The sequence below is a fragment of the Bacillus sp. SRL337 genome, assembly GCF_984799155.1.
This window is the reverse complement of sequence record NZ_OZ481793.1, coordinates 4,423,085-4,444,405: the sequence shown is the minus strand read 5'-3', so window position 1 is coordinate 4,444,405 and position 21,321 is coordinate 4,423,085. Positions and strand designations below refer to the sequence as shown.

At 45.2% G+C, this 21,321-nt stretch carries 24 protein-coding genes; 23 read left to right on the top strand and 1 reads right to left on the bottom strand.

Annotated elements, in window-relative coordinates; all coding sequences use genetic code 11:
• Positions 1-15: 15 nt before the first annotated feature.
• From AC4E8A_RS22255 to AC4E8A_RS22245, 3 genes are all read left to right on the top strand, one after another.
• The gene (locus tag AC4E8A_RS22255; RefSeq protein WP_490195984.1) at positions 16-570 is read left to right on the top strand and encodes a manganese efflux pump MntP; all 555 of its coding nucleotides are present in this window, start codon (positions 16-18) and stop codon (positions 568-570) included.
• Between the two features lie 187 nt (positions 571-757).
• On the top strand, positions 758-1,201 hold the full coding sequence (locus AC4E8A_RS22250) for a low molecular weight protein arginine phosphatase (RefSeq protein WP_490195983.1): 444 nt from the start codon (positions 758-760) through the stop codon (positions 1,199-1,201).
• A gap of 23 nt (positions 1,202-1,224) precedes the next feature.
• On the top strand, positions 1,225-2,520 hold the full coding sequence (locus AC4E8A_RS22245; protein WP_490195982.1) for a methyl-accepting chemotaxis protein: 1,296 nt from the start codon (positions 1,225-1,227) through the stop codon (positions 2,518-2,520).
• 59 nt (positions 2,521-2,579) lie between these two features.
• Here AC4E8A_RS22245 and AC4E8A_RS22240 read toward each other — a convergent pair whose 3' ends face one another.
• Positions 2,580-3,143, bottom strand: coding sequence for a class I SAM-dependent methyltransferase (locus AC4E8A_RS22240; RefSeq protein WP_490195981.1), 564 nt, complete (start codon positions 3,141-3,143; stop codon positions 2,580-2,582).
• 182 nt (positions 3,144-3,325) lie between these two features.
• Between AC4E8A_RS22240 and rpiB the strand changes: the two genes are divergently transcribed.
• The 20 genes from rpiB to AC4E8A_RS22140 all read left to right on the top strand — a co-directional run bounded on the left by rpiB (position 3,326) and on the right by AC4E8A_RS22140 (position 21,298).
• Positions 3,326-3,772 carry a ribose 5-phosphate isomerase B gene (rpiB, locus tag AC4E8A_RS22235; protein WP_490195980.1) on the top strand — a complete coding sequence of 149 codons (447 nt, stop codon included), beginning with the start codon at positions 3,326-3,328 and terminating at the stop codon, positions 3,770-3,772.
• Between the two features lie 27 nt (positions 3,773-3,799).
• Positions 3,800-4,366: a TIGR01440 family protein gene (locus AC4E8A_RS22230; protein ID WP_490195979.1), complete on the top strand. Its 567-nt coding sequence runs from the start codon at positions 3,800-3,802 to the stop codon at positions 4,364-4,366.
• A gap of 195 nt (positions 4,367-4,561) precedes the next feature.
• The gene (locus AC4E8A_RS22225; RefSeq protein ID WP_490195977.1) at positions 4,562-5,098 is read left to right on the top strand and encodes an RNA polymerase sigma factor; all 537 of its coding nucleotides are present in this window, start codon (positions 4,562-4,564) and stop codon (positions 5,096-5,098) included.
• Positions 5,091-6,089 carry an anti-sigma factor gene (locus tag AC4E8A_RS22220; RefSeq protein ID WP_490195976.1) on the top strand — a complete coding sequence of 333 codons (999 nt, stop codon included), beginning with the start codon at positions 5,091-5,093 and terminating at the stop codon, positions 6,087-6,089. Before AC4E8A_RS22225 ends, AC4E8A_RS22220 begins: the two co-directional genes overlap by 8 nt.
• Positions 6,090-6,331: 242 nt before the next feature.
• Positions 6,332-7,573, top strand: a complete 1,242-nt coding sequence (gene glyA, locus AC4E8A_RS22215; RefSeq protein ID WP_490195975.1) for a serine hydroxymethyltransferase — start codon at positions 6,332-6,334, stop codon at positions 7,571-7,573.
• A 155-nt stretch (positions 7,574-7,728) separates the two neighbouring features.
• The gene (gene upp, locus AC4E8A_RS22210; protein ID WP_490195974.1) at positions 7,729-8,358 is read left to right on the top strand and encodes a uracil phosphoribosyltransferase; all 630 of its coding nucleotides are present in this window, start codon (positions 7,729-7,731) and stop codon (positions 8,356-8,358) included.
• A gap of 18 nt (positions 8,359-8,376) precedes the next feature.
• Positions 8,377-9,525: a non-hydrolyzing UDP-N-acetylglucosamine 2-epimerase gene (gene wecB / locus AC4E8A_RS22205; RefSeq protein WP_490195972.1), complete on the top strand. Its 1,149-nt coding sequence runs from the start codon at positions 8,377-8,379 to the stop codon at positions 9,523-9,525.
• Between the two features lie 175 nt (positions 9,526-9,700).
• Positions 9,701-11,893: a S8 family serine peptidase gene (locus AC4E8A_RS22200; RefSeq protein ID WP_490195971.1), complete on the top strand. Its 2,193-nt coding sequence runs from the start codon at positions 9,701-9,703 to the stop codon at positions 11,891-11,893.
• Positions 11,894-12,386: 493 nt separating this feature from the next.
• Positions 12,387-12,608 (top strand): AtpZ/AtpI family protein, encoded by a 222-nt coding sequence (locus AC4E8A_RS22195; protein WP_421382075.1) that lies wholly within the window; start codon positions 12,387-12,389, stop codon positions 12,606-12,608.
• Position 12,609: 1 nt separating this feature from the next.
• The gene (locus tag AC4E8A_RS22190) at positions 12,610-12,984 is read left to right on the top strand and encodes an ATP synthase subunit I (protein ID WP_490195970.1); all 375 of its coding nucleotides are present in this window, start codon (positions 12,610-12,612) and stop codon (positions 12,982-12,984) included.
• A 22-nt stretch (positions 12,985-13,006) separates the two neighbouring features.
• The gene (atpB, locus tag AC4E8A_RS22185) at positions 13,007-13,717 is read left to right on the top strand and encodes a F0F1 ATP synthase subunit A (RefSeq protein WP_490195968.1); all 711 of its coding nucleotides are present in this window, start codon (positions 13,007-13,009) and stop codon (positions 13,715-13,717) included.
• A gap of 78 nt (positions 13,718-13,795) precedes the next feature.
• Positions 13,796-14,008: a F0F1 ATP synthase subunit C gene (gene atpE, locus AC4E8A_RS22180; protein WP_006838507.1), complete on the top strand. Its 213-nt coding sequence runs from the start codon at positions 13,796-13,798 to the stop codon at positions 14,006-14,008.
• Between the two features lie 167 nt (positions 14,009-14,175).
• Positions 14,176-14,694 carry a F0F1 ATP synthase subunit B gene (locus tag AC4E8A_RS22175; protein ID WP_490195967.1) on the top strand — a complete coding sequence of 173 codons (519 nt, stop codon included), beginning with the start codon at positions 14,176-14,178 and terminating at the stop codon, positions 14,692-14,694.
• Positions 14,687-15,226: a F0F1 ATP synthase subunit delta gene (locus AC4E8A_RS22170; RefSeq protein WP_490195966.1), complete on the top strand. Its 540-nt coding sequence runs from the start codon at positions 14,687-14,689 to the stop codon at positions 15,224-15,226. Before AC4E8A_RS22175 ends, AC4E8A_RS22170 begins: the two co-directional genes overlap by 8 nt.
• Before the next feature lie 99 nt (positions 15,227-15,325).
• Positions 15,326-16,834, top strand: a complete 1,509-nt coding sequence (atpA, locus tag AC4E8A_RS22165) for a F0F1 ATP synthase subunit alpha (protein ID WP_490195965.1) — start codon at positions 15,326-15,328, stop codon at positions 16,832-16,834.
• Positions 16,835-16,940: 106 nt separating this feature from the next.
• Positions 16,941-17,798, top strand: a complete 858-nt coding sequence (locus tag AC4E8A_RS22160; RefSeq protein WP_490195964.1) for a F0F1 ATP synthase subunit gamma — start codon at positions 16,941-16,943, stop codon at positions 17,796-17,798.
• A 77-nt stretch (positions 17,799-17,875) separates the two neighbouring features.
• Complete coding sequence (atpD, locus tag AC4E8A_RS22155; protein WP_490195963.1) at positions 17,876-19,294, top strand: F0F1 ATP synthase subunit beta; 1,419 nt, start codon at positions 17,876-17,878, stop codon at positions 19,292-19,294.
• A 22-nt stretch (positions 19,295-19,316) separates the two neighbouring features.
• Complete coding sequence (locus tag AC4E8A_RS22150; RefSeq protein ID WP_490195962.1) at positions 19,317-19,721, top strand: F0F1 ATP synthase subunit epsilon; 405 nt, start codon at positions 19,317-19,319, stop codon at positions 19,719-19,721.
• Positions 19,722-20,052: 331 nt separating this feature from the next.
• On the top strand, positions 20,053-20,304 hold the full coding sequence (locus tag AC4E8A_RS22145) for a DUF1146 family protein (RefSeq protein WP_490195961.1): 252 nt from the start codon (positions 20,053-20,055) through the stop codon (positions 20,302-20,304).
• A 253-nt stretch (positions 20,305-20,557) separates the two neighbouring features.
• The gene (locus AC4E8A_RS22140; RefSeq protein ID WP_490195960.1) at positions 20,558-21,298 is read left to right on the top strand and encodes a YwmB family TATA-box binding protein; all 741 of its coding nucleotides are present in this window, start codon (positions 20,558-20,560) and stop codon (positions 21,296-21,298) included.
• The last annotated feature ends 23 nt before the right edge of the window (positions 21,299-21,321 follow it).

Genomic DNA, 21,321 nt, shown 5'->3' with positions numbered 1-21,321 from the left:
AAGGGAGGAATTGAAATGACGGCGGTTTTAGCGGAATTGTTCACGTTGATGTTGATGGCATTTGCCCTCGGGATGGATGCCTTTTCGATAGGAATCGGAATGGGAATGGTAAAGCTGCGGCTGCGGCAGATTTTCTACATAGGTATCACGGTCGGATTATTTCATGTATGGATGCCGCTGCTGGGGATGATGACAGGAAAGTTCCTTTCTGAAAAGTTCGGTTCATTCGCAGCTTATGCAGGCGGGATTCTGTTGATCGTGCTTGGGATCCAGATGGTGCTGGCCAGCTTTAAAAGTGATGAAGGGCCGGTGATGACCCCGGTCGGATTCGGGCTTCTGTTGTTTGCATTAAGTGTCAGCCTGGACAGTTTTTCGGTTGGACTGACTTTGGGGATATTCGGCGCTCGGACAGCTGCGGCGGTGATTTGCTTTGGAGTGGCAGCAACGATTTTGACATGGTGCGGCCTGTTGGTCGGCCGGAGAGTGCAGGGATGGCTCGGTTCCTACAGTGAGGCGCTGGGAGGCTGCATCCTTTTTGCCTTTGGAATTAAACTGCTGCTGCCATTCTAAGAGGCAGAGGCCCTTTAGTACTTTAGCGCGGTGGGGGACAGTCCCCCACCGCGTTAATGCGTTAATGCAAGTGGGGACTGTCCCCCAGGGCTTTAAAGCGCTGAAGGATTGTTTTGAATTTTTTTCCGGACCCCGGCTATAGAGTTGTCGAATAATGGCTTATAATAGGGGTAAGGAGATGGTATTTATGAATATTTTATTTGTTTGTACGGGAAATACATGCCGGAGCCCCATGGCGGAAGCGATTTTAAGACATAAAGGAAAAGACCGCTTCAAGGTGAAGTCGGCCGGTGTTTTTGCGGCAGATGGACAAAAACCCTCGATTCAGACTCAAGAAGTTCTAAAAGAGAACGATATAATACATGAGCACAAATCCAGTTCGCTGACCCCTGTAGATATTCAGTGGGCAGAATATATTTTTACCATGACAGAGGGACATAAACAGACGATTGCGGCAATGCATCCTCAGGCAGCGGACAAGATGTTTACATTAAAAGAGTATGTCACAGGACACGGCTTTGACCGTGATGTGACAGACCCATTTGGCGGCAGCCTTGAAATCTACCGTGGAACCTATCAGGAGCTGGATGAACTGATCGACAGGCTGATTGAAAAACTCAAGAATTCATGAGCAGTATGGAAGGGGAACTAGGCATGGAAAGGGAAAAGAAAAAAAGCTACAAATTCGGGTTGAGGAAGAAACTGGTCTTATTTATCACACTGCTGGCAGTTATAACCTACTCCACCAGTGCATTTTTCATTTATTATATCCGGCCCGCATTTGCAGCTGATATGAACGAAGCAGTCTTTACGACGGCGACATTGGCATTAGGGATATTTTGGTCAGGGGTATTAGCGTTTTTTGTGGCTAGTTTTATCACCAAGCCGCTGCAAAACCTGGAAAGAGCAGCAATCCAGGCATCACAAGGAAATATCCATGATGATGTGCTGCTGCCGAAATCCGATGATGAGATACGCTCGTTAGGCGCCGCGTTCAATTCTATGCTTGCGAACCTCAGGGAAATGGTCCATAACATTGATGATAATTTTAATAAAACGAATGATACCGTGATCAGCATTTCAAGTGCTTCATCCAAAGCCTCCAAACAAGCGGAAGGCATCGCAGTGACAATCAATGAAATCTCTGCAGGCGCCGAAAGTTCTGCTGTTTCGATCCAATCGACGGCAGAATCGGTTGATGATGTAATCAGGATCGCGCAGGAAGTGCAAAACCGCTCCAAATCTTCAGAAACCATTTCAACTGAAATGCTGAAGGATCTTACCGAAAGCAAAAAGGTCATCAATTCCCTTGTTGAAGGGATTGAGGGGCTGGCAAAAGATAATGAGGACTCTCTAGAAGCTGTCCGCCGTTTAGAAGACAACGCAAAAAAAGTAGAGCAGATCATCCAGCTCGTCGGGGATATTGCGGCGCAGACGAATTTGCTTGCACTGAACGCTTCAATTGAAGCAGCAAGAGCCGGTGAGCACGGAAAAGGCTTTGCTGTCGTGGCGGAAGAGGTGCGGAAACTTGCGGATGAAAGCGGAAAAGCCGTTCAGGGTATATCTGAGCTGATTAAAAACATTCAATCAGAAGTTGGTAATGTCGTCGGCAGGATTACAACACAGGTCGAGAGTGCCAATAATGAAGTGAAAAAAGGAACACAAACCAATACGGTCATTGAGGAAATGACCGTGACGATCAACGAAATGGCTGAATCCGTTCAGCAGATTTCAGGTCTTGTGGACGAGCAGATGGAGTACATTGAATCTACTTCCATGCAGTCTCAGGAAGTAGCCGCCATCGCAGAAGAAACATCAGCAGGAGCAGTAGAAGTGGCAGCTGCCACCAAAGGCCAGGCAACAGTCATGGAGAATGTCGAACAGCTTGCCTGTGATCTGCAAAAGCAGGCAGAGAGTTTGAAAAATACAATTACACGTTTTCACTTATAAAAAAGAAATCCGCCAGATTGGATGGCGGATTTTTTTATGGGTAATCAAGGTAAATCAGTTTATTGCTTTGGCTTGACTGCATCCACAATAAGGGATACAAATCTCAAATCTGCCCCCTTGTTTCGATGATCAAAACGCATTGAACGGTAGATAAACCCAGCCTTCTCATCCCAGTCATTGTAATGGAATTCCCCGTCTTCATCACAGAACTCAAGCAGGTTTACTTGGAATCCCGCTTCTTCAAACATCGAGATGATCGTTTTATACGTATGGACAATTTTATGGCTGGAAGCCGGATGATCGGCATGCCCCGGTCCACCTACTTGCACTACCTTTTGATAATCCTTATCCGGAAAGTGCCCGTCAGGAACGGCACAGCGGATGTAACCGCCAGACTGTAAAAAGCTAAAACATATTTTTGCTGCCTGAACTCCTTCTTCAAAGCTTAAATGCTCCCAAACATGTTCAGCGAGGATGGCTTCCAGGGAGTGAGGGGGGAACGAGTTTTCCCAGTCGGTCCGATGGAGCAGGTTCAAATCCGATTCCTGTGTTTGCAGCCAATCAGGATTGTTATTGTGTTCACCACTACCTATTACTACTCGTAGATGATTCTTCTCGGGCATACTATTCTCCTAACAAATTGTTTTTTTTACTGAATTCTTTGCGGAACGTAAGAATACCTTCTTCTGCGCTTTATCAGTTCCACAAAAAACTTTTATATAAAAGATAGACGATAAACTTTATAATATTTTGAGGGTATGTAAAAATTAAACTATAACACACAATATGGCAGGAGGAATACGGCATGAAAGTCGCGATTGCATCAGATCATGGCGGTATGAATATTCGTGAAGAAATAAAAGATTTGCTCAATGAATTAGGAATTGAATTCGATGATTTTGGATGTGAATGTGATGCATCTGTCGATTACCCTGATTACGCTCAGCCAGTCGCAGAAAAAGTGGCAAGCGGCGAGTATGACCGTGGAATCTTGATATGCGGAACAGGAATTGGCATGAGCATTTCCGCAAATAAAGTGAAGGGGATCCGCTGTGCGCTCGTACACGATTTGTTTAGTGCCAAAGCGACCCGCCAACATAATAACACCAATGTGCTGACAATGGGAGAGAGAGTGATCGGCCCCGGCCTGGCAAGGGAAATCGCGAAGGTTTGGCTGGAAACGGAATACGAAGGCGGACGACACGAACGCCGTATTGGGAAAATTGCTGAATATGAAGAGAAACATAGATAATACAAATTAGAGAAGGAGGCAGCAGCCATGGATGTCGAAGTTCTCAATAACCAATTGGAATCTATCTTAGCAGAGTTTAAAGAGCAGTCGCCTTTGAAAAAAGGAAACCTGCTGGTGGTCGGCTGTTCAACATCAGAAGTGATCGGCAGGAGGATTGGAACGGCTGGCACCTCAGAAGCAGCAGAAATCATCTTCGAAAAGATGAAGAATTTTGCTGATGAGCTGGAGGCAGGGGTGGCTTTCCAATGCTGTGAACATCTCAACCGTGCATTGGTCATGGAAAGGGCCTGGGCGGAAAAGCGAGGGTACGAAGAAGTCTCTGTCATTCCTGTGAGAACAGCCGGCGGGGCAATGGCTACCCATGCCTATGAAAAATTCGAGGATCCCGTGGTCGTCGAATTCATCAAAGCAGAAGCCGGAATCGATATCGGACAAACATTCATTGGAATGCATCTGAAGCATGTAGCCGTGCCAATCCGGGTTTCGCAAAAATGGCTTGGGGAAGCACATGTTACCCTGGCAAAAACAAGACCGAAACTGATCGGCGGCACCCGCGCAGTCTATGAACCCAAACCCGAAAATAAATCATGCTGAAGAAGCAAAATGGCGGACAACTCGTCCGTCATTTTTTATATGCAGTGAGGTAGCACTTTACCGCTTTAAAGCATCCGGGGACAGTCCCCGGCTGCTTTAAAGCGGTAAAGCGAATAACCAAAATTTCTATAAAAAATCTGCAACATTCCAGAAACTCAGACGTTGTGTTACTAGAGAGAAAAAGGAGGGGAGCTGGTGCATGATGAAAAGAGGCATAACCTGGACACTTTATATCGGAACTATGCCGAGCAGTTATACTATTTTCTCGTAAAACTGTCCGGAAGCAGGGAAACCGCAGAAGACCTCGTCCAGGAGACGTTCATCCGTGCCACGGTCTCCCTGGAATTTTCAAAGACAGATAATGCGAAGGCCTGGTTGTATAAGGTAGCCAGAAATGTATACCTTGATGAATGGAGGAAGCGGAAAAGGAGAGAAAAGATTCCGTTCTTATCAAGATTAATGAAGGAAAGGGAAATGATCAGTCCGTATGGTTTGCCGGAAGAGGAAGCCATCCAGCAATCTGACGTGAGAGAGATGAATGAACTGCTGTCACATCTTCCTGAGAAACAGAGAACTCTTTTATACTTGCGGGAATATGAACAGTTCTCCTATAAGGAACTTCAATCTGCATTGGACTTATCGGAATCCCAGGTGAAATCAGAGCTGTTCAGGGCAAGAACAAGATTGAAAGATATCTACGTGAAAAAGGAAGGGAGTGATGACCGTGGCTGAATGGAATAAAGGGTTGGAAAATAAAATCATGAAAAATTACCGTTTTAAATTCACTGCCCGGATTGTCCAGGTGATCATTGTGATTTTTTTACTTTATACTTTTTATATGATGGGGGTAAATATCATTGCAGATACGTTGAAATGGGATCGGAAACATCTTTATAATATCAGCCTGATGCTGGATTGGAAGTTCCCTAATGTGAAAACGCCTATGGAATCACCCATCAGTGCAACGGACGCTCTGTGGACGCAGAGGATGGAGGTGCCCCTGTTCGAGCAGGTGGGCAAGGAGGACTACTCAACAGGAATCATCGATATGAAAAAAGGAATACTGCCGTTAAGCTCTTATCTTCAATTTGATTGGAACGTGGACCAGCCGGATGAGCATTTCAGATTCTACTTGCCGAAGGACCCTGTTTCGGGAAAAAAATACAGCCCCCAAAATTCTGATCCTGCCTGGTCTTCTTTGGAAAAAGTGCATGAAGGAACAGTTGCTGAGATGGCCTTCTCCATGACAGAATTTATGGAACCGTTGGAACTCCAAAAGGTCCTTGAAAACTATGATTTGCAAGTCTTGTGGATGCCTCTGTATACAGGGGAAATGAAGGAATTCAAAGCGGGGTATGGATCGTCAGGGAATGATAGGCAATTGTCCGGGATTTACGGACTATCCAGCGGCAGGGAGCACGATAAAGATTATATGTCCCAATCGCAAATGCTGCTGAGTTCCAGACATATGGATGAACTGCAAGAGGCAATGCTTCAAAATATGAATGACTTGCTTGAAAAAGAGAGTAAAAGCTATTATGAAAGCTTCCTTGGTCTTGACCATTTGCAGGAAAGATATAATTATCTAAAAAAGGAAGGCTTCACTGTATATGGAGCGGTTGTGACAGGTCCTGTAAAAGAACTGTTGAAACTAAAAGAAATTGAAGGAATCCACGGTGCACAGGTCGGCCGGATGGAATACTGGAACTGGGATGCCTATTGACTAATGCTTTAACACACTAACTCAACCGGGGACAGTCCCCGGTTGCTTCACCGCGTTAAAGCGCCGGGGGACTGTCCCCCACTGCTTCACCGCGTTAAAGCCTCCACACGCGAAACACGCCATTTTTCACGTGTATTCTCCTGTAGAATCATGTTAGAATATAGAAGGAATTTGAAATTTTTCGAGTTTGATAGAAACGAAACGGGATGGTTAACGTTTCCGTAATTTGAAGGGGGATCCGTATGAGCAAGATTGCAGCACAAGATCAAGAATTATACCAAGCTATTCAAGATGAATTGCATCGCCAGCAGACGAAAATCGAACTGATTGCTTCAGAGAACTTCGTAAGCGAAGCTGTCATGGAAGCACAGGGTTCGGTTTTAACAAATAAATATGCTGAAGGCTATCCTGGACGCCGCTATTATGGCGGATGTGAATATGTCGACGTTGCTGAGAACCTTGCCCGTGACCGTGCCAAGAAAATCTTCGGTGCAGAACATGCCAACGTTCAGCCGCACTCTGGTGCACAGGCAAACATGGCGGTTTACTTCACAATTTTGGAGCAAGGGGATACAGTCCTTGGAATGAACTTGTCTCACGGCGGCCACTTGACTCACGGAAGCCACGTGAACTTCAGCGGAATCCAATATAACTTTGTTGAGTATGGTGTTGATAAAGACAAGCAGGTCATCGACTATGATGACGTGCGCCAAAAAGCGATCGAGCATAAGCCGAAATTGATTGTCGCCGGTGCTTCTGCGTATCCGAGACAAATTGACTTTGCCAAGTTCCGTGAAATTGCGGATGAAGTCGGAGCATATTTAATGGTCGATATGGCTCATATTGCAGGCCTTGTCGCAGCCGGACTCCATCCAAATCCGGTTCCGCACGCGGACTTTGTCACAACGACGACTCACAAAACACTTCGCGGACCCCGCGGCGGTATGATCCTTTGCAAGGAAGAGTATGCGAAGAAAATTGATAAATCGATCTTCCCGGGAATCCAGGGCGGACCTCTGATGCATGTCATTGCCGCTAAAGCGGTTGCCTTCGGAGAAGCTCTCCAGGATGATTTTAAGACATACGCCCAAAATGTCATTGATAATGCGAAACGTCTCGGTGAAGGCCTTGTAAAGGAAGGATTGCAGCTTGTATCGGGCGGAACGGATAACCACCTTCTGCTGATCGACCTGCGTTCGATGAATCTTACAGGAAAAGTCGCTGAAAAAGTGTTGGATGAAATCGGCATCACGACAAATAAAAACACAATCCCATTCGATCCTGAAAGCCCATTTGTCACAAGCGGTATCCGCATCGGTACGGCAGCTGTGACATCGCGTGGATTTGGGCCAGAAGAGATGGACGAAATTGCATCCATCATTGCATTCACACTTAAAAACCAGGAAGATGGGCAGAAGCTTGAAGAAGCACAGAAACGTGTGGAAGCACTGACTGCCAGATTCCCTTTATATGCTGATAAATAATGTTTAATCGAAAAACCGCCGGCACATTTGGCGGTTTTTTTACGAGATAATGACATCTCTGTACAAACGTTGCCACTCAATGTTCTTTTAGGTAAAATAGGACGGAGTGTGAAATGAAAAAGTACGTAATCTTTACATAAAAAGGAGAGATTAAAGTGGGAAAAGTATACGTGTTCGACCATCCGTTAATCCAGCATAAGCTGACATTCATCAGGCAAAAAGAAACGGGAACAAAAGAATTCCGCGAACTTGTAGATGAGGTCGCTTCCCTGATGGCCTTTGAAATCACCCGTGATCTTCCTCTAGAGGAAATTGAAATCGATACACCAGTAAGCAAAGCAGTGACAAAGACACTGGCTGGTAAAAAACTGGGAATCGTACCCATTCTTCGTGCAGGACTCGGGATGGTGGATGGAATCCTCAAGCTGATCCCAGCTGCAAAAGTGGGACATGTCGGTTTGTACCGTGATCCGGAAACACTTCAGCCGGTAGAATACTATGTAAAACTTCCAACCGATGTCGAAGAGCGTGATTTCATCGTCGTCGATCCGATGCTTGCTACAGGCGGGTCAGCTGTCGAAGCGATCAACTCCATTAAAAAGCGAGGTGCCAAAAACATCAAGTTCATGTGCTTAGTGGCATGTCCTGAAGGTGTGGACGCGATTAAGAGTGCGCATCCGGATGTTGATATCTACATCGCAGCCCTTGATGAAAAGCTGAACGAAAAAGGCTACATCGTTCCTGGTCTTGGCGATGCTGGCGACCGTTTGTATGGAACAAAATAACGAAAAGTAGGTGAAATTATGAAAAAGCCGATAAAAGTAATGACGATCTTTGGTACAAGACCTGAGGCAATTAAGATGGCCCCTCTCGTACTGGAACTTAAAAAATATCCAGAGCAATTTGAAACCGTGGTAGCAGTGACTGCACAGCACCGCCAAATGCTGGACCAGGTGCTTGAAATATTTGGTGTGAACCCAGACCATGATTTGAACATTATGAAGGACAGGCAGACTCTTGTAGATGTAACGACACGGGGCCTAGAAGGTCTCGATAAAGTAATGAAAGAAGTCAAGCCGGATATTGTACTTGTCCATGGTGACACAACGACAACCTTTATCGCCAGCCTTGCTGCGTTCTACAATCAAATTGCAGTTGGACATGTTGAAGCGGGCCTTCGTACGTGGAATAAATATTCTCCGTTCCCTGAAGAGATGAACCGTCAATTAACTGGAATAATGGCAGATTTGCATTTTTCACCTACAGAGAAGTCAGCGCAGAATCTTTTAAACGAAAATAAAAAGGAGGACAGCATCTTTATTACGGGTAATACAGCAATCGATGCACTTAGAACCACTGTAAAAGGGGAGTACTCTCACGAAGTACTGGACAAAGTGGGAGATGACAGGTTGATCTTATTGACTGCCCACCGCCGTGAAAATCTTGGTCAGCCGATGAGAAACATGTTCCGTGCCATCAAGCGTCTGGTGGAAGAGCATGATGATGTTCAGGTTGTGTACCCGGTGCATCTTAACCCTGCTGTTCGTGAAGTGGCTGAGGAGGTATTGGGTAATGATCCAAGAATTCATTTGATTGAACCCCTTGATGTTATAGATTTTCATAACTTCGCTTCCCGTTCCCATCTTATCCTAACTGATTCAGGCGGAGTCCAGGAAGAAGCTCCATCTCTTGGAGTGCCGGTTCTGGTACTTCGGGATACGACCGAAAGACCTGAAGGAATCGCGGCAGGAACACTTAAACTTGCCGGTATAGAAGAAGAGGACATCTATATTTTGGCCAAAGAATTATTAACAGACCCATCAGCTTATGAAAAAATGTCCAAAGCGGCCAACCCGTATGGTGACGGTTACGCTTCCTTAAGAATCACAGAAGCCATCCGTTACTACTTCAATGAGCTTGAAGAAAGGCCATTATCCTTCGAACCTCAATAATAACCTAAGAAGCTCGCCTAGAGGCGGGCTTCTTTAGTGCTTTAAAGCAACCGGGGACTGTCCCCGGCTGCTTTAAAGCGCTAAAGCGCACACATTCTCCAACCTCCAATCCCACCGCCATGCATACCTTCCCCACCCGCGAGATAAGCTAACGGGAAAAGGAGGGAGCAGCGAAATGCGGAAATTAATCGTCCTCATTCTATTTTTATTCATTTCCCAGCCGGTTGAAGCACAGAATTTCAAGATGCCGCCGCTAAAAGAAAATCCAAACCAACAGGAGATCCTGATCATCGAGACGGCAGAACCTGTCCAGTCCGCCGAAATAACAAAAGAGCTAAAGAAGCATCACGGCATCAAGTTAAGATATACCTTCTCTGAAGTCATAAGCGGTTACTCCATCCAGGGTCGGAAAGCAGAACTAGCAGACTTCATTGCCTCCCATCCCGAAACAAAACCCATCACTACCTCAAAAGCACAAACCTACACAATCAAAAGAGACACGTCCATCCCGTTCGTTGGAGCCGAAAAGACCAGGGGGTACTTCGATGAAAACGAACGACGTCTTACCGGGGAAGGAGTGAAGGTTGGAATCATTGACACCGGAATGGACCTCCATCACCGCGATCTTGCACGCAACTTCAAAGGAGGAAAGGATGTTGTCGACGGTGATGAAGAACCGATGGAAACCCAGTCTGCACAAGGCTATTCAACCATCCATGGAACCCATGTCGCAGGGATCATCGGTGCCAACGGCTCTCTCCAGGGAATGGCGCCCAATGCTGACCTGTATATATACCGTGCCCTCGGTCCAGGCGGCCGTGGATCGACAGACCAGGTCCTTGCTGCCATTGAAGCCGCCATCAAAGATAAAGTCGACATTATCAATCTTTCTCTGGGAAGTGAAGTAAACGGACCGGATCTGCCCTTGAGTAAAGCATTGGACAAGGTAGCTGAAAAAGGGATCCTTCCTGTTGTGGCAAGCGGAAACTCCGGACCGGGGGACTGGACGATCGGCACACCCGCTACTTCTGCAAAAGCATTGGCTGTAGGAGCTTCAACCCCTCCAACAGAAGTTCCTTACCTCTCCATAGGGAAAGAAAAAATCCCTCTTCTTTCTATAGCTAAGACAGAAAGGTGGAGGCAAAAAAGAAATATAGATATATTCGATGGGGGACTGGGCTCCCCTGAAGAATTGCAAGGCAGCTTCGGCAAAATAGCAGTCATCCAAAGAGGCCATTTTACGTTTGACGAAAAAATCGATAACGCCGAAAAAGCTGGGGCCAGAGGGGTGATCCTCTACAACAATACGAAGGATCTGTTTGCCGCGATGATCCAGGCAGAGAAAGGGATCCCTGGCGCTGTGGTCTCCATGGAAGACGGGAAGAAACTCTTGAAGACCAAAAAGCCTATTTCCATCAGTATTAAAATGGAGCAGGATAAGCTCGCCCCCTTCAGTTCAAAAGGTCCTGTCACTGTGAACTGGTCGATCAAGCCGGACTTGACTGCGCCGGGGGTGGACATCAAAAGCACGATTCCCGATGGATATATGTCCCTGCAAGGAACCAGCATGGCTGCTCCCCATGTAAGCGGAGCCGCAGCGATTTTAAAACAGGCGCATCCGGATTGGGGAGCTGAAGAACTTAAAACGGCCCTCATGCTGACCTCGAAAGAAATCACAAACGAAAAAGGCGTTCCCTACAAGGTATATGAACAGGGGGCGGGGAGGATACAAGTGGATAAGGCCCTGGGACTGGAGACCTTCGTCTTTCCATCAACCATTTCCATGGGCGTACTTGAAGGCAAAAAGAAAAAGTTTCTAGAAAAGCAGCTGACGATCATCAATAAAGGAAACGAAACAAAAACCTATTCGTTAAAACCTGCTGAGTCCAGAACTCCCCTGCGCTGGGAACTGCCTTTAAGCTTCGACTTAAAGCCTGGTGAGGAAAAAATCGTAACAGTGCGGGCAATCGTAAAAAAACTCCCGGAAGAACATGCTCTGTGGGAAGGAAGGCTCTTACTTGAAGAAGGGAGCAATGAATATTCACTTCCCTATCTCATTGCAGCAGGTACACCGGATTACCCCCGGATCATGGGATTCGCTGCTGTCCCGGGTGATGCTCCCGATACGCTGCGATACGAAGCCTATCTGCCAGGCGGTGCGGAAGAGTTCACACTCGCGCTATATGATCAGGAAACCATGCAGCTGCTAACGATCCTGGAACAAAGACGCCAGGCTGGCCACGGAATGAACAGCAACCAAATAAAACTTCCTTCTTATATAAAAGGGAAGCCTTTCTACGCCGTCGCATTTGTAAGGGAAAGCGGTGAGGAGGATTATCAGAAGAACTTGATAGAATGGTACCGGTAATGGAAGTAGGCAATCTGCTTCCATTTTATTTGGGAAAGAAAAGAACTACTCTCCCTGGTGAGTGTGAGAACTTGTAGCACCTATGGGGAATCTATGCGATAACAGTTAATTATTTTTATGAAATTTTTTATCACTAAGGATCCTGGAACAGGCAATCCTCCGCTAAATCTTCCACCGAACAGCATAAGTGGAATTTTTTACAATCCAACTTATTCTTTAAAACATTCATCCTATTCCTATATAATGAAATAGTCACATGAATTCAGTGTTTTTTCACAAATTTGATGATTTTGTGAACAATTCAGGAACGCGTGGCAAGGTTGTGAACTTTTTCACTCTAACTCATTGACATCATTTCTACCCTATTGTATGCTTACAAAGGATATGAAATGATAGGGTTTTCACAACCATCACCATATTCAATAAGGTCTTTTATTCTAGCTTTGCCAGTGTAAAAGATTTACCGCAAATCCCCGGAAATGTAGGGATGCCTATGCGTCAACGTAATAGACGCCCGTTACAAGCCATGGCTTTATACACAGCCATTCTCTCGCAACTTGTCGGATCCATGCTGATTGGTATCTTCGGAGGAAGATGGCTCGACAGCTACCTGGATACCGCACCACTTTTTTTAGTAATCGGACTACTCCTTGGACTAGCAACAGGAATATATGCAATGCTCCGTACAGTCCGTACTTACTTTTCAGGAGACTAATATGCCGGAAATTCAACAGATGTTCATCAGACATCGCAAGTACATACTCTTCCTGCTCTCTATCTATGTTCTTGGCTGGGGATTCACAGACTATCAATCAGTCTTCCTCGGACTCATACTCGGGACTGGCATCAGCTTGTTCAATCACTGGGTCATGGTCAAAAGGACAGTCAGATTCGGGGATAAGGTCCTGGCAGGAGAAAAAGTTCGTTCTTTGGGAACGTTTTCACGCATGGCCGGCGCGGCTTTCGCAGTGATCGTTGCGATGGAATACCCGGACACATTTCATCTTCTGAGCGTTGTTATTGGATTAATGACATCCTATCTTGTCATTATGATAGATTATTTGATTCAGCAGCTTCAACTTCATAAATAGCGGGGAAGAGAGGTGAATTTCATTGCATCATGAAAATCCTACTGCTGAGTTTCTGGGACTAACCTTTAACTTGGCAAATGTATTAATGATCACAGTAGCAAGTGCGATAGTGTTCCTGCTTGCCGTTGTATCAACCCGGCGAATGGCCATGAAACCAACTGGTATTCAAAATTTCATGGAATGGATCATGGACTTCGTCAAAAATATCATCAAAAGCAATATGGACTGGAAAACCGGAGGAAGGTTCCATATCCTCGGTATAACATTGATTATGTACATCTTTGTATCTAACATGTTAGGTCTTCCATTCTCAGTGGTCATCGATCACGAACTCTGGTGGAAATCACCGACAGCTGATCCTACCATCGCATTAACGATGGCGGTGCTCGTTGTGGGTCTATCACACTATTACGGTGTGAGAATGAAAGGTTTCGGTGAATACGGAAAAGATTTCTTTAAACCTATGTGGTTCTTGTTCCCGCTGAAAGTTATTGAGGAATTTGCAAACACCCTCACATTGGGTCTTCGTCTTTACGGAAACATCTACGCTGGTGAGATCCTGCTTACATTACTGGCAGGAAGCCTAGCCACAGGCGTAGGCGGAACTCTTGCGGCAGTATTACCGATGCTGGCATGGCAAGGTTTCTCGATATTTGTTGGTGCAATCCAATCATTTATCTTCGTAATGTTATCAATGGTCTATATTTCTCACAAAGTGAGTGCAGACCATTAATATATACCTGTTCATTTATGAACAAAAACCCTATTTAAGAAAAAAATATTTTTCATACATTTAAGGAGGAACTTAATAATGGGTCTATTAGCAGCAGCAATCGCAATCGGTTTGGCAGCACTTGGTGCCGGTATCGGTAACGGTCTTATCGTATCTCGTACAGTTGAAGGTATTGCACGTCAGCCAGAAGCACGTGGTATGCTTCAAACAACAATGTTCATCGGGGTAGCACTAGTTGAGGCGATTCCTATCATCGCCGTTGTTATCGCGTTCATGGTACAAGGTCAATAATCGGAAGTTACACTCGTTCCAAAATGGCGAAGATCATTCCTTGAGAACCTTCGCCATTCCTTTATGTTCATGACTTCAAACACAAGTTTTGTGGATAAAGCATTACTTTATAAGTTAAAAAGCGGATCTAAAAGAGAAGCTATGTCTCTTGAAGGGAGTGATATCGCGTGCTAACAAACGCATTTGTCCTTGGTGCAGCTGATTTCAACGGTGGAGACATCTTGTTCCAGCTTGCCATGTTCATCATTTTGCTAGCGTTGCTTAAAAAATTCGCATGGGGTCCACTCATGGGGATTATGAAAGAACGTGAAGACCATATCGCAAGTGAAATCAATGCGGCTGAAGAAAGCCGTACTGAAGCAAACAACTTGCTTGAAGAACAGCGCCAGCTTTTAAAGGAAGCTCGTCAAGAAGCACAAACTATGATCGAGAACTCCAAGAAGCAAGGCGAGCAGCAGCGTGAAGAAATCATCACGACAGCCCGTGCTGAAGGTGAACGCCTGAAAGAAGCGGCGAAGCGTGAGATCGAAACACAGAAAGAACAAGCAGTCGCTGCGTTGCGTGAACAGGTATCTTCGTTATCTGTCCTCATCGCATCTAAAGTGATCGAGAAAGAATTGAGCGTAGAAGACCAGCAGAAATTGATCAGTGATTATATTCAAGAGGCAGGGGATGGCGATGAGTAATATTGCAGTAGCAAAACGCTATGCGATAGCTCTTTTCGAGATTGCCAAAGAACATGACCAGTTAGAATCAATTGAAGTGGAGCTTCGCGTAGTCAGAACAGTATTTGAAGAAAACAAAGAATTAGGCATCCTTTTGGAAACTCCGAGAATCACTACGGAGAAGAAAAAAGAAATCCTTAAAGAAGCGTTTTCATCTGCTTCACCATATGTAATGAATACCCTGATGCTTCTTGTTGACCGTCACCGCGCAAACCAGATTACAGCACTTATTGATGCTTATATCGGCCTTGCAAATGACGAGCGCGGAATCGCTGAAGCAAAAGTATACTCTGTCCGTCCTTTGGATGAAGCAGAGAAAGCGGCATTGTCTGCTTCTTTTGCGAAAAAAGTCGGAAAAAGTTCATTGCGCATCGAGAACATCACGGACCCTGGCCTTCTCGGAGGCTTGAAGCTGAGAATCGGCAACCGTATTTTCGATGGAAGCCTTAAAGGTAAATTAGAGCGCCTTGAGCGTGAATTAATCCGTAAATAAGCCAGGCGGTTTCCACCGTTCCTGCATAACTGATAAAAGGGATCCTCTTTTATAGAGGTACCCTGAAAAATCCAATGTAACCATAGAGGGGTGAAATTCATGAGCATCAAAGCTGAAGAAATCAGTGCGCTGATAAAAAAGCAAATTGAAAACTATCAGTCAGAAATGAAAGTAAGCGACGTAGGTACGGTAATCCAGATTGGGGACGGTATCGCACGTGCTCATGGCCTCGACAACGTCATGGCTGGAGAGCTTGTTGAGTTTTCAAACGGTGTCATGGGTATGGCACAGAACCTTGAAGAAAATAACGTAGGTATCGTAATCCTCGGACCTTACAGTGATATCCGTGAAGGCGATGAAGTTCGCCGTACTGGACGTATCATGGAGGTGCCTGTAGGTGAAGAACTTATCGGCCGCGTTGTTAACTCACTTGGACAACCAGTAGATGGTCTTGGCCCTATCAATGCAACAAAAACTCGTCCAATCGAAAGCAAAGCAACTGGTGTAATGGACCGTAAATCTGTTCATGAGCCGCTTCAAACTGGTATCAAAGCGATCGATGCCCTTGTGCCAATCGGCCGCGGACAGCGTGAGTTGATCATCGGTGACCGTCAGACAGGTAAAACATCTGTTGCTATCGATACGATCCTTAACCAAAGAGATCAAGACATGGTATGTATATATGTAGCTATCGGGCAAAAAGAATCTACAGTACGTAACGCTGTAGAAACTCTTCGTAAGCATGGTGCGCTTGATTACACAATCGTTGTCACAGCATCTGCTTCACAGCCTGCTCCTATGTTATTCCTTGCTCCATACGCAGGCGTAACAATGGGTGAGGAATTCATGTTCAACGGCAAGCACGTTCTTGTCGTGTATGATGACCTTTCCAAGCAAGCAGCAGCATATCGTGAACTTTCACTATTACTACGCCGTCCTCCAGGCCGTGAAGCGTTCCCTGGTGACGTATTCTACTTGCACAGCCGTTTGCTCGAGCGTGCAGCTAAACTAAGTGATGCGAAAGGTGCGGGCTCAATCACTGCACTACCGTTCGTTGAGACACAGGCAGGCGACATCTCTGCTTACATCCCGACAAACGTTATCTCCATCACAGATGGACAGATCTTCCTTCAGTCTGACTTGTTCTTCTCTGGTGTCCGTCCAGCGATCAACGCCGGTCTTTCTGTATCCCGTGTAGGTGGATCTGCACAAATCAAAGCAATGAAAAAAGTATCCGGTACATTGCGTCTTGATCTTGCAGCATACCGTGAACTTGAAGCATTCGCTCAATTTGGTTCTGATCTTGATAAAGCAACACAAGCGAAACTTAACCGTGGTGCCCGTACTGTAGAAGTACTGAAGCAGGATCTAAACAAACCGATAAAAGTTGAAAAGCAGGTTATGATTCTATATGCGTTGACGAAAGGTCACCTGGATGATATTCCTGTTGGGGATATCCGCCGCTTCGAGGATGAATTCCTTAGCTGGTTAGATCGCAACCATACTGAATTGTTAGACCATATTCGCACAACAAAAGGTCTTCCTGAAGACGATGCAATGAAAGCAGCGATCAGCGAATTCAAGAAAACTTTTGCCAAGTCTGAATAAGTAACTACCAATAATCCACAAGGCAGGCCACCTGAGAGAGATGCTCAACGGTCCTGCCCTCGTGTATGAGGTAAGGTCTGAACAATAAAAAGGGTGGTGAGAACCAGTGGCATCGTTACGCGACATTAAATCTCGTATAACTTCTACGAAAAAGACGAGTCAAATAACTAAAGCCATGCAAATGGTTTCTGCATCAAAGATGGCCCGTGCTGAAACGAATGCAAAAGCCTTCGTTCCTTATATGGAAAAGATCCAGGAGGTAGTTTCTTCTATCGCCCTAGGAAGCACAGACGCATCCCATCCGATGCTAGTCTCCCGCCCCGTTAAGAAAACCGGCTACTTGGTCATCACGTCTGACCGCGGTTTAGCGGGAGCATATAACAGTAATGTTATACGACTTGTCCATAACCAAATCAAAGAACGTCATTCATCCAATGATGAATTTGCTATAATCGCAATCGGCCGTATGGGCAGAGATTTCTTCCAGAAACGCGACTACAATGTCATTGAAGGAATCACTGGAATCCCGGATCAGCCGAGTTTCTCTGATATCAAGGATATCGCAAATAAAGCAGTAGGCATGTTCTCTGATGGTGTGTATGATGAGCTGTACTTATACTACAACCATTATGTCAGTGCCATTCAGCAGGATGTTACGGAAAAGAAAGTTCTGCCTTTGACAGATCTTGATACTTCAGCAAAAATGACATCTTATGAGTTCGAGCCTTCTGCAGAAGATATTTTAGAAGTACTGCTTCCACAGTATGCTGAGAGCCTGATCTACGGTGCATTGCTTGACGGTAAAGCCAGTGAGCATGCTGCCCGTATGTCAGCGATGAAGTCTGCAACGGATAACGCGAAGGAATTGATCAACAGCTTATCACTTTCTTACAACCGTGCCCGCCAGGCTGCCATCACTCAGGAAATCACTGAGATCGTCGGTGGAGCAGCAGCATTAGAATAAAATTTATAGCGGCTGGAGCATATCCTGCCCAGCCATTTCTTATAATTGTCGTCAAAAGCTAGATAGGAGGGAAAAAGATGAACAAAGGACACGTTCTTCAAGTAATGGGTCCGGTTGTTGACGTTAAGTTCGAAAGCGGTCAACTGCCTGATATCTTTAACGCTCTTGTTGTTAAACAAGAAGCGAAAGCCGATGCTAAAGGCATCGATTTAACACTAGAAGTTGCCCTTCACCTAGGTGATGATACAGTCCGTACGATCGCGATGGATTCCACTGATGGATTGACTCGCGGAATCGAAGTAGCAGATACTGGAGCTCCTATCTCTGTTCCAGTTGGTGACGTTACTCTTGGACGTGTATTCAACGTACTTGGTGAAACGATTGACCTTGATGAAGAAATCGACAGCAGTGCGCGCCGTGATCCAATTCACAGGGAAGCGCCTAAATTCGATCAACTTTCTACAGAGGTTGAAATCCTTGAAACAGGTATCAAAGTTGTAGACTTGCTTGCTCCTTATATCAAAGGTGGTAAGATCGGTCTTTTCGGTGGAGCCGGTGTAGGTAAAACCGTACTAATCCAGGAGCTTATCAATAATATCGCCCAAGAGCACGGCGGACTTTCTGTATTCGCAGGTGTAGGTGAGCGTACTCGTGAAGGGAATGACCTCTTCCACGAGATGAGTGATTCTGGCGTTATCAAGAAAACAGCAATGGTATTCGGTCAGATGAACGAGCCGCCGGGAGCGCGTATGCGTGTTGCCCTGACTGGTTTGACAATGGCTGAATATTTCCGTGACGAGCAAGGACAGGACGTTCTTCTGTTCGTTGACAACATCTTCCGTTTCACTCAAGCAGGTTCTGAGGTTTCCGCCCTTCTTGGCCGTATGCCTTCTGCGGTTGGTTACCAGCCGACACTTGCAACGGATATGGGTCAATTGCAGGAACGTATCACATCTACAAACGTAGGTTCTGTAACATCGATCCAAGCGATCTATGTACCTGCCGATGACTATACGGATCCAGCACCAGCAACGACCTTCGCTCACTTGGATGCAACAACAAACCTTGAGCGTAAACTTTCTGAGATGGGTATCTACCCAGCCGTGGATCCACTTGCTTCGACTTCACGTGCCCTTTCTCCTGAAATTGTTGGAGAAGAACACTACAATGTTGCACGTCAAGTTCAGCAAACTCTACAGCGTTACAAAGAACTTCAAGATATCATTGCAATCCTTGGTATGGATGAACTTTCAGATGAAGATAAATTGATTGTTTCACGCGCCCGCCGTGTTCAATTCTTCTTGTCTCAAAACTTCCACGTGGCTGAGCAGTTCACTGGCCAAAAGGGTTCATATGTTCAAGTTAAAGATACGGTTCAAGATTTCAAAGAAATCCTTGAAGGTAAATACGACCACATTCCAGAAGATGCATTCCGTCTTGTAGGTCCGATGAGCGACGTACTGAAAGCAGCAAAAGAGATGGGTGTAGAAGTATAATCAGGGACCAGGAGGGAATAAAATGAAGACATTAAAGGTCAATATTGTCACTCCCGATGGCCCAGTGTACGAATCTGAAGTGGAAATGGTAAGCACCAAAGCTCAAAGCGGTGAGCTTGGAATCCTTCCAGGACATATTCCAATGGTTGCTCCATTGCAAATCGGTGCCGTTCGTTTGAAAAATGGCAACGTCACTGAGCTTGTAGCTGTCAGCGGCGGCTTCTTGGAAGTCCGCCCTGAACAAGTGACAATTCTGGCGCAATCAGCAGAAAGATCGGAAGTGATCGATGTTGAACGTGCCAAACAAGCAAAAAATCGTGCAGAAAGCCGCTTGAACGCGAGCAAGGAAGACATCGACTTCCGCCGCGCTGAACTTGCACTGCGTCGTGCGATGAACCGAATCAACGTCCACGATCGCAATTTCTAAACAATAACACCAACGCCTTTCCCAGCCGGGAAAGGCGTTTTTCATTGTCGCATACCACTTTACCACTCTAAAGCAGCGGGGGACAGTCCCCGGTTACTTTAAAGCGCTAAAGCAAATACTATAGTCCCATATCTACATCAGTTCTCTGTCACTTTAACACTGTAAAGGAGTAGGGGACTGTCCCCACATCCTTTACAGTATTAAAGTTCCAGTGAAATATTTGTAAAATTGGTTCATAAGCATAAGACATGTGCTACAATAAGGTGTATGTCGAAATTTAGGGTATTTTTGCGCTGGATTTTACATAGTTGGATTAAAGGAGATTTCATTCATGCTAGAAGGATTCGGTCAGCAGGCAATTATTAATATGCTGGTTCACTTAGTGTTCATAGCGATCAGCTTTTGGGCGCTCCAGGCCTTGAATTTTGATAAGTTCTTACGGGCCAGCCGTATATTCCAGGCGAGACTCTTGTTTATCCTGATGTCAATTGCCTTGGGATCCCTGGTCGGGAACTTTTTCCTGGATTATCTGATGTGGGCACAGCAACTGCCGTTCATTTTGCAAACTGTCACCATTCTGTAAAAAAATAGGTCGTTGTACTGTGGTAAAACAGCGAGTGATTGAGTATGATTTCTATTGTGTGTTTCTTTTCACAAAGCTCAATCAAGCCCAATATTAAAGCCTATGACAGAGTTTTGGCACAAACTTCAAAGATGAGTCTAAAATATATAGAACACCAATGAACTAACGCCTTGAGAATATGTAAAAAGATGACGACAATTCCCAAGTATGTTCCACCCTTTACAGGAAACACTGTGAATAAGGGGGAGAGAACATGAAAAGATACAAGGTATTATTGCCGGCAATAATGGGGATTTGTTTGATGGTCATCATCGGCGGGAAATACACAATTGCATCCAATCAGCCTTTAGATATAGAAAAGCTTGCAGAAGCTGTTGAACAGACGGATGGACGTATTACTGAATGGTCTCTATATGCAAGGGAAAACCTAAATTTCCCCACGGATAAAGGTTTTACAACCTACGCAGAAACTATGCAAAAAGAGAACCCGGAATTTGAATGGGAATATAACCAGAAAAATGAAGAGCATGAAATAAAAGGTTTAGTCCGGCATGAGTCGGGGGTAGAGATTATCAAGATGGTAATGACAGAGACCGACAATCACTACCAGTCATATTTGATATACGAATTCCGCGGAAGCAACTGGAATCATACTACACAACAATCCATTCAAGACCATTATTTTCCTAAGTTGGAAAATCTTTTCATCGGGAAACCATTACTATTCTCTTGTATAAAAGGCGAATTCAGTGATACACTTGACGGAGTTTTATCCAAGCACGCAAACAAGCTGCTTTCAATATTAGAGGCAGATGAATTGGAATCATTGAAAGAGAACAACTTTTATTCGATATCAGCTTTTTCTAATAAATTCGAACAAAAAGTGCCAACGGAACATAATAACATGAATTTGCAACTAGGCCTCAGGAAACAGGGAATGGGCGCACAGACAACCTTTGTCATTGGCACACCCATCCTTACGATTGAATATTAATATAGAGAAATTGGACGCGGAGG